General features: G+C 50.7%; 2 protein-coding genes. Both read left to right on the forward strand.

All coding sequences use genetic code 11. The features are described from left to right. Position 1: 1 nt before the first annotated feature. Positions 2 to 319 carry a hypothetical protein gene (locus ACYVI1_RS32625; RefSeq protein ID WP_460916041.1) on the forward strand — a complete coding sequence of 106 codons (318 nt, stop codon included), beginning with the start codon at positions 2 to 4 and terminating at the stop codon, positions 317 to 319. After that, positions 316 to 1,182: IS3 family transposase (locus ACYVI1_RS32630; RefSeq protein WP_460916043.1), on the forward strand; the 867-nt coding region annotated here is incomplete at its 3' end. The genes ACYVI1_RS32625 and ACYVI1_RS32630, both read left to right, overlap by 4 nt.

The following is a 1,182-nucleotide window of genomic DNA, read 5'->3' on the forward strand; positions in this document are numbered from 1 at the left end:
ACTGACCATCGATCAGGCCATGGCCAAGTTCAACGTTTTGACTCGCCATACGGTTAGGAAGTGGCTGGATCGAGTACGCCACGAGAACTTCCAGCGCGCTGATGCTATGAAACAAGCGAGCCAGCAGCCATCGCCAACCCTGGTTGAGCAGATGGCCCATAAAGCCGATGAGTTAGCAGGACGAGTCAAGCAACTGGAAAAAGAACTGGAGCAATCGCAGATGCAGGTACGCTACTACACCACTGTCATCCGAATTGCCGAGCAGGAACTGGGCATCGCCATCGAAAAAAAGTTCGATACCAAGCCATCCAACTCCTGAGAGTAACCTACCCGCACTTTCGCCTAAGGCGGGTGGGTGGATTGTTTGGTTTTAGTCGACAGGCGTTCTACCAGCACAAGAGTCGTCAGATGACAGGGGAGGAGCGGGATCAGCAGGTGTTAAACCTGGTCGAGCAACTTCGAAGCGACCATCCTAGAATAGGGGGAAAGAAGCTGTACGAGCTAATGAAAGAAGAACTGGTGGAAAGGGAAATAAAGATGGGACGTGACTCCTTGTTTGACTTATTAGCCGCTAACCACCTGTTGATCAGGAAGCGAAAGCGCAAGATGATTACTACGTTCTCTCGTCATCGCTTCCGAAAGTATCCAAACCTGATTAAAGATTTGACCATTCTACGGCCTAACCAGGTTTGGGTCGCCGACATCACTTACTGGTTGACGGAGGCTGGCTATTTGTATATATCCCTGATCACCGACGCCTATTCCCGGCGAATCATGGGCTTCGCTGTGGCCGATACGTTAGAAGCGGTACATTGTCGACGAGCCCTGGAAATGGCCCTTAAACAGATTACTAAACGGATGGGGAAGAACCTGATTCACCACAGTGATCGAGGTATTCAGTATTGCTGTGATGAGTATGTGCGGGTCGTTGATAGCTACCACATCCGGATCAGTATGACCGAAAACTCGGACCCTTTAGAGAACTCAATTGCCGAACGGATTAACGGCATTCTCAAGCAGGAGTATCTAAGTCATCAACCGGTTCGGAGCCTGGAGGAGGCTTATAATCTGCTGGAGAGAGGGGTGTTTCTCTACAACTATAAGCGGCCGCATCTAAGCTGCAACATGCTCAGCCCCAATGAGGCCCATAGCAGTTATGGTCCGCTGGAACGGCGCTGGAAA

Source organism: Spirosoma areae, from assembly GCF_054781775.1.